This is a genomic window from Nocardia alni (assembly GCF_019038435.1).
Classification (GTDB): Bacteria; Actinomycetota; Actinomycetes; order Mycobacteriales; family Mycobacteriaceae; genus Nocardia; species Nocardia alni.
In genome coordinates, this window is sequence record NZ_JAGPOX010000125.1 from 21,680 (window position 1) to 28,689 (window position 7,010).

Sequence of the window (7,010 nt, forward strand, 5' to 3'; positions counted from 1 at the left end):
CATGTCGTATCTGCTGCACATCGATTCCTCCTCGCTCGGCGAGGGCCTCGGTCTCCCGCCAGGTCGCGCAGTCCTTCCGCGATCAGTGGCAGGGCTCGGTCTCCACCGCGACCTCGTCGGCGTCACCGCCCGCCCGACCGAGGTCCGCCGAACGGTTACTGCTGATCAGAAAAAGCGCTCGCGTCCATGTCGGATCGCAAGCGCTCCAGAGACCGCTCGGAGTCGCTGCCCGGTTCGGCCCGGTAGACCGAAAGTGTCTGGCCCATCGAGTTGTTCACGGTGAGCGAGGTGTAGCTGAGCGCTATCTCACCGAAGATCGGATGACGGAACCGCTTGGCGCCGATGGTCTTTTTTCGCACCTCGTGGCGGGCCCACAGTGCCGCGAATTCCGGGCTGCCGACGGTGAGTTCTGTTACCAGAGAACGCAGCCGCTCGTTGTGCGGCTCGGGACCGGCGGCCGCGCGCAATGTCCGCACGGCTTCCACGGCAACCTCTTCCCAGTTCAGGTACACGTCCCTGGACTCGAGTGTCAGGAAGACATAGCGCAAGATGTTCTGCCCCACAGCGAATCCCGGGCAGACCACGGTGGCCAGCGGGGTGGCAGCCAGCACATCGCGATATCGGCCGAGCACGAGCGCGACATGGTCGGTCAGCCCGTCGATGATCGCGGCCGTGGCGGGTTCGAGGGTCTCCTCGAGTGCCGGTGCACCGGCCACCGCCGGTGGCTCGGCCAGTCGCCGCAGGTAGCCGAACGCGGAATCGTCGAGGCACAGGGCGCGGGCCAGCGCCGCCTGCACCTGCGGTGAGGGATGGCGGTCACGTCCCTGCTCGAGCCGGGTCAGATAGTGGACACTCACGCCCGCTAGTTCGGCGAGTTCCTCCCGGCGCAGGCCGGACACCCGTCGATACCCCGTCGTCACCACACCGGCCTGATCCGGGGTCACCAGTGCGCGGCGGGCTCGCAGAAAATTTCCCAGCGCCGCGTGGTTCACCCGATTGTGGGTGGCCCTGGCAGGGACAGGAAGAGCAGCGGGGCCGAGCCTAGCGTCAACGGACATGACAACCTCTCGAATCTTCCGGATCGGCGGCGAGCTCGAGGTGCATCGTCTCGGCTTCGGTTCGATGCGCCTGACCGGCCGCGGCATCTGGGGCCCGCCCGAGGATCCGGCCGAATGCCGCACGGTTCTGCGGCGCGCGGTGGAACTCGGTGTCGACCTCATCGATACCGCCGATTCCTACGGACCTTATGTTGCCGAAGAGCTGATCGGCGACACACTCGGCGATCGCGACGACGTGGTGATCGCGACGAAGGCCGGGCTCACCCGCGTCGCGCCGGACATCGGTCTGGGCCCCGCGGCCTGGCCTCCGGTCGGCCGGCCGGAGTATCTGCGGCAGGAGTGTGAGATGAGCTTGCGCCGACTGCGCCGCGACGTCATCGATCTGTGGCAACTGCACCGCATCGATCCTAATGTCCCCGCCGAGGACCAGTTCGGTGTGCTGCGTGACATGCAGTCCGAGGGCAAGGTGCGGTTCGTCGGGCTCTCGCAGGTGTCGGTGCCGCAGATCGAGGCGGCACGCAAGATCGTCCAGATCGTCAGCGTGCAGAACCGCTATCACCTCGGTGACCGCGCGTCGGAAGAGGTGCTGCGTTACTGCGAGGCGCACGATATCGCGTTCCTCCCGTGGGCGCCGCTGGCTCAGGGCCGCCTGTCCGCCGAGGGCCCGCTGGCCACGATCGCACAGGAGCGCGGTGAAGCGGTGGGCACGATCGCCCTGGCCTGGCTGCTCGCGCACTCCGAGAATCTGCTGCCGATTCCGGGCACCAGCCGCGTCGCGCACCTCGAGCAGAACATGCGCGCGGCGAACATCGAGCTCACGCCAGTCGAGATGGCCGCGATCGAGGAGGGCATCCAATGATCCTGAACTACGACCACGCGGGCGCCGGGCCCGCGATCGTCTTACTGCACGCCCGCCCGGCCGATCGGACCCAATGGCGGGAACTCGTGGCGCTGCTCGCCGCGGCCGGATACCACGCGATCGCCCCGGATCTCGCCGGCTACGGCTCGAGTCGCGCACCAACGGACCGGCCCGCCGCGCCGTGGGCCGACGTCCGCGACACCCTCGACGATCTCGGCGTCGACCGCGCCCTGCTGGTCGGCAACTCCCTCGGCGCGCAAACTGCCCTTCAGCTCGCGGCCACCTGGCCGGACCGCGTCGTCGGCATGTGCCTGATGGGCTTTCGCCGACACGACCAGCCGGCGAGCCCGCGGCTGACACAGGCGTGGGAGCGCGAGGCGGCGGCGCTGTCGAAGGGAGATCTCGCCGCTGCCGGCGATGCCGGGGTCGCGGCATGGCTCTCACCAGCGGCGGGTCCAGCCGTGCGCGAGGTACTCACCAATGCTCTGCGCAACAATCTCAGCCGACGCGACGACCCGGGCGAACTCGCTCCCGACCCGCTGGCCGACGACGAATGCTGGACGGCGATGACCATGCCGACACGTATTCTGCACGGCGCCGACGATATGCCCGACTTCGCCGAAGGGGCCCAACGACTCCGAGATGAGCTGCGGGCTCCGGACATCACCATCGTCGCCGATGCCGCCCATCTACTCCCGCTGGAGCGACCGGCTCCGGTCGCAACCGCGATCTTCAACCTGGCCAACGATATTCGCACCACGAGCGGGCAATCCTCCTGGTGACTCGGCCCGCGCGGCCCGCAGGCCGGTCCTCCCGGCTACTCGCCGCGATGCTGCCCGACACCGCGCCCAAAGCAGGTCTAAGTGCACAGCCGCCACCAGACCGCACTCTGCGCGCCGCGACGCGGAGGGCGCCCGGCCTATCGCTACATTCTTCGGCTCAGACTGTCGGAAACCGGAGTTTCGAGGCGTAAGAATGCAGCGATAGGCCGGGTTGTCGCGTGTGCGGAGTCGGCACCCAGAGCGCAGTGTGGCGGTCGTGCGCTGACGCCTGGTGGGTTGCGGGTGCGGTGTCGGGTCGGTATGGGGAAACCGCCGCCGGCTGCATTTTGCGGGCTCGCATTCGATGCCGGTCTGCACCGTGCGCATCAAGCGGGCGACCCGGCCTCGGATTCCTCGTCGGCCTTCCGTTCCTGACGGCGCGACCAGCGCACGTCGATGCGCCAGGCGAACACCGATACGATGGCCGCACCCGTAGCGGCGGCGAGAAGCATCTGCTCGCCGTTGGTGGCCAGACTGACCAGGCCGCCGATCAGCGCGCCGAAGATGAACGACACCCACTGGACCGCGTAACCGAGCCATTCGCGGTGGGTGCCGCCCGCGATATGGCGCTCGACGCCCTGGGCAAGTTTCACCAGGGTGCCGGTGACGTAGGTGACGGGGATGTAGACCTCGCCGTTCTTGACGAACGAGGTGTTCAGCGCGCCCATGGCGAACGAGACGAACAGGACCGGGACGAGTCCGAGCGTCTGCTCGCTGGTCAGCAGGTCGGCGATCGCGGCGGCGACGAGGGCGACGGTGGTCAGCATGGTCGAGCCGTGCGGGTGGTTCGGCCACCAGCGGCGGCGGCACACCGAGGCGACGAACACGCCGACCAGGAAGCACAGGATCAACGCGGCAGCGCCGCCGGCCAACGTGTGCTGGCCCAGGAACCAGCCGACGACGGATCGCTCGGAGTTGCCGGTCATGAAGGTGACGAAGTACCCCATGGAATGTGTGTAGGCGGCGGCGCCGACGAATCCGGCCAGCATCAACAGCGCCGTGAACAGTCTGGCTTCGAGATCCCAGAACGGTTCGCGTGAGTCGTTCGAGTTCGGAGTCACAGCGACAGGCTAGCAATACATGCACGACCCTGCATGGGTCGTGCAGGTGAATTCAGGTGTTTGTGATGAAGATCCCGCAATCGAGTCCGGCCGCTGCGGCCGGAGATGCCAGCCTGCCGCATAAGAAAATGCTACCTGATTGCCGAGTGGCACGTTGTGCCGAAAATCGTGCTTCCACGGCACTCCGCTCCCGGCTGGGTGACGTCAGCGGCCGCCATGCCGATACGCGGCGCGGGCTCAGGCAAGAGAGGGCAGGTAGGCCGATATCGCGGCCGCGGCGGCCTCCAGGCCCACGTCCAGCGCCCGCATCAACAGTGTCGCATCACGTCCGCCGCGGCCGATCGTCGGAGAATCCAGGGGCGGGCGAATCTGGAGCACTCCGGGATGGGTGGCCATGATGTGCTCGTCCCGGATGTGGTCGTCGTTGCGGCTGAGCCAGCCCTCGATCGCACCGGGCGCATGCCGCGTCAGGAAACGCATGACGATGCGCTCCTCGAGTCGCGAGGGTATGGACATGGTCTGGTCCTCGCGCCGCGTGCGCAGCACCAGCACCTGGGTGGCGCCCTGGGCCAGGGCCGTGCGGATCGGAATCGATTCGGACAAACCGGCATCCACGTACCGCCGCCCGCCCAGGGACACCGGCCGCCCGGCCAGGATCGGCAGGCAGATGCTCGCCAGCAGCGCGCCCTGTAGCGACGGGGCATCGATGATGTGCTTGCGCAGATCCACCGCGCCACCGTCGATGGCATCGGTGCCGATAGGGTGGAAGGTCACCGGATTGCCGAGGATGGCAGAGAAATCCATGGGCACGATGCGTTCATACACCGCGTGCACCAGGAACCGGGTATCCACCACGCGCCCGCCGCGCAGCACCCGGGCCGGATTGAGCACCCGGCGCACGATGTCGTCCTGCCAGGCTCGCCGCGACTGGTTTGCCCGCCCGCACAGCAGCCACGCCCCGTTCAGCGCACCCGCCGAGGACCCGTACACCGCGTCGAAGCAGGACAGCACCCCGAGCTGCTCCAGCGCCATGGCCATCCCGTGCGAATACGCACCGCGCGCAGAACCACCCTCGATCACCAGCGCCAGCCGCTGGCCGTCCGTGCGTTCGCCGGGCGCGCTGCCCTCCGCGTGCCGCGCGGCAATGAGTTCCCCAACCGGCGACTCGATCTCCGGCACGACGGACCCTTCCTCGAATAAGCGACTATCGCGCGGCCGAACAACCCGAGGGTTCATCGAGGTGAACAGCCGAATCGAGAGTAACCACCCCGCCGATCAACTCGGTGACCAATGGGTTGCGAACCCACACCCGGCAGGTGTCGATCTCCGCCCACGCCGCCCCGGTACCCTGCCCTCATGCGCACCGAGCCGCCCACCCTCCTGATCGACACCGTCGCCTGGGTCCTGATCGACGCCGGCCGCATCCTGTGCGCCCGCCCCCGCGGCAAGGACGTGTTCTACATCCCCGGCGGCAAACGCGAAGGGGCGGAGAGCGATACCGAGACCCTCCTGCGGGAGATCGATGAGGAACTCACCGTCGCGCTCGACTCCGCCACCGTCGCCCACGTAGGCACCTACGAAGCCGAACTGCCCGGTCCGACACCGGGTTCGGTCCGCATGGCCTGTTATACCGCCGACTACGCCGGCACCCTCACTCCCAGCGCCGAGATCGCCGAACTCGCCTGGTTCACCTACGCCGACCGGTATCGAGTCCCACCGGTCGACCAACTGCTGTTCGACGACCTGGTCGCCTCCGGACTGCTCCCGGCGACACCACACGCATAGAACGCTGACCTGGTCGTCTCGGAGGCTGCTGACGGCAACACCACTTGCGCAGCGTGCCGACCTGGGGCTCAGGGCTGCTGCTGCGTTGGACCACTCACGTGGGTTGCCGAGTTGGTCGCCTCGGGGCTGCTGCCAGGCTGAACTACTCGTTCAGGTCGCGGTGACCGGGGACGCGAACTACTCTCGCCAGCCCTCGAGTTCCACGCCGCGAGCCGTGTCGACGCGGAAACCGATCGAGATCTCGGCGGTCGCGCCGGGATCGAGGGGGACTTGCCAGGTCAGCTCGCCGAGGTCGGTGCGGTGCAGTGGATTCGGGCGACACGTCACGTCCTTGACGACGATGCCCTCGTCGCGCGAGACCGGAATCTGATCCAGGACGGTCACTTTCGTCGGCCGACGACCGTAATTGCCCACGGTGATCCGGTATTCGACGTCGCGGCGCTTGGTGGACCCGATGACGACCTTGCCCGCACTGCGGCGCACCAGCTCGCGCTCGACCCGAATCCGGTCGTCGACACCGAGATTCAGCTCGACCTCCTCGCCGGGCGCCCACACCTCGAGCCGCGTGGCGCCGACGAACTCGGATTCATGAAACACCGACGCCCGCCCCGGGCGCAGGGTGTGCTCGGAGGTGTTGATCGCGGTCGCGCGCAGAAACGCCTCCGGCCCCTGGGCCGGTGCGGTGATGTGGTCCACCGTCGCGTTCAGGTCGAACTCGGCCACGGTCGTGCGATGCGCGGTCGCGTCACTGGGAACCGCGATCTGCCGCACCGGCCGATAGGTGGTCGCCGCCGCGCCGTGTTCGACGACGGGCATAGGCGCGGGCGAAGCCTTAGCGAAAACCCTGGCGGCCCTGGCATTCCCGGGTTCCGGCGGCCCGCCCGGCGCGGCCCCGAAAACATCCGCGGCGACCGGCATCATCGGCGGCTGCCGGCGATCGAGAAACCACGGCGCCGGTTCGGGTAACCGCACCGAATTCGCGGGCCGTGCCGTAGACAGCGCCAGCTCGCAATCCGGCCAGTCCTCACCGGTGTTCTGAGTGATCTCCGCATGCCACGTGAGCGTCAGCCGCTCACCCCGCACCCGAATATCGAACGAAGAGCCCCACTGCGCGTCGTCGACGAGATAAGACAACTCCAACTCGAACGCCCCGGCCGTGCGCACATCGAAGTCGACGGCGACAACCCGCCGATCGGGCGCCTCCTGCCGGCGACGAGCCTCGAGCTCCCGCTCGAGCGACTGTGCCTCCTCCTCGGCGCGCTCACGCCGCCGCAGCAGATCCCGTTTGCGCGCGAGCACCTCGGTCAGCTGCCCGGCCAGCGCATCGGTGAGCCCCGCCACCCGATCCGGCTCGAGCTCACCCGCCGCCAGACCCTTCGCGAACGCGCCCCCGGCCCGGCGCCCCAGCCCGGACAGCACCTCACCC

7 protein-coding genes are annotated in these 7,010 nt (G+C 68.3%); 3 read left to right on the top strand and 4 right to left on the bottom strand.

The window, feature by feature from the left end; genetic code table 11:
• Positions 1-155: 155 nt before the first annotated feature.
• Positions 156-1,058 (bottom strand): helix-turn-helix transcriptional regulator, encoded by a 903-nt coding sequence (locus tag JZ791_RS34160; protein ID WP_216900364.1) that lies wholly within the window; start codon positions 1,056-1,058, stop codon positions 156-158.
• Here JZ791_RS34160 and JZ791_RS34165 point away from each other — a divergent pair.
• Both JZ791_RS34165 and JZ791_RS34170 read left to right on the top strand, forming a co-directional pair.
• Positions 1,057-1,917, top strand: coding sequence for an aldo/keto reductase (locus JZ791_RS34165; RefSeq protein ID WP_216900366.1), 861 nt, complete (start codon positions 1,057-1,059; stop codon positions 1,915-1,917). The two genes, JZ791_RS34160 and JZ791_RS34165, sit on opposite strands and share 2 nt — an antisense overlap.
• Complete coding sequence (locus JZ791_RS34170; protein WP_216900368.1) at positions 1,914-2,699, top strand: alpha/beta fold hydrolase; 786 nt, start codon at positions 1,914-1,916, stop codon at positions 2,697-2,699. The genes JZ791_RS34165 and JZ791_RS34170 overlap by 4 nt, the downstream gene beginning before the upstream one ends.
• A gap of 365 nt (positions 2,700-3,064) precedes the next feature.
• On the opposite strand, the gene JZ791_RS34175 is transcribed toward JZ791_RS34170, so the two are convergent.
• Positions 3,065-3,799, bottom strand: coding sequence for a YoaK family protein (locus JZ791_RS34175; RefSeq protein WP_308163245.1), 735 nt, complete (start codon positions 3,797-3,799; stop codon positions 3,065-3,067).
• 237 nt (positions 3,800-4,036) lie between these two features.
• Positions 4,037-4,978: a patatin-like phospholipase family protein gene (locus JZ791_RS34180; protein WP_308163246.1), complete on the bottom strand. Its 942-nt coding sequence runs from the start codon at positions 4,976-4,978 to the stop codon at positions 4,037-4,039.
• Positions 4,979-5,155: 177 nt separating this feature from the next.
• On the opposite strand from JZ791_RS34180, the gene JZ791_RS34185 reads away from it, so the two are divergent.
• Complete coding sequence (locus JZ791_RS34185; protein WP_216900372.1) at positions 5,156-5,584, top strand: NUDIX hydrolase; 429 nt, start codon at positions 5,156-5,158, stop codon at positions 5,582-5,584.
• Positions 5,585-5,761: 177 nt separating this feature from the next.
• Here JZ791_RS34185 and JZ791_RS34190 read toward each other — a convergent pair.
• Positions 5,762-7,010 (bottom strand): DUF4139 domain-containing protein (locus JZ791_RS34190; protein WP_216900374.1); only part of this gene is annotated, 1,249 nt, incomplete at its 5' end.

Coding starts and splice junctions, on each gene's coding strand:
- JZ791_RS34170 (WP_216900368.1), top strand. CDS start 1,914: ATGATCCTGAACTACGACCACGCGGGCGCCGGGCCCGCGATCGTCTTA.
- JZ791_RS34185 (WP_216900372.1), top strand. CDS start 5,156: ATGCGCACCGAGCCGCCCACCCTCCTGATCGACACCGTCGCCTGGGTC.
- JZ791_RS34160 (WP_216900364.1), bottom strand. CDS start 1,058: ATGTCCGTTGACGCTAGGCTCGGCCCCGCTGCTCTTCCTGTCCCTGCC.
- JZ791_RS34165 (WP_216900366.1), top strand. CDS start 1,057: ATGACAACCTCTCGAATCTTCCGGATCGGCGGCGAGCTCGAGGTGCAT.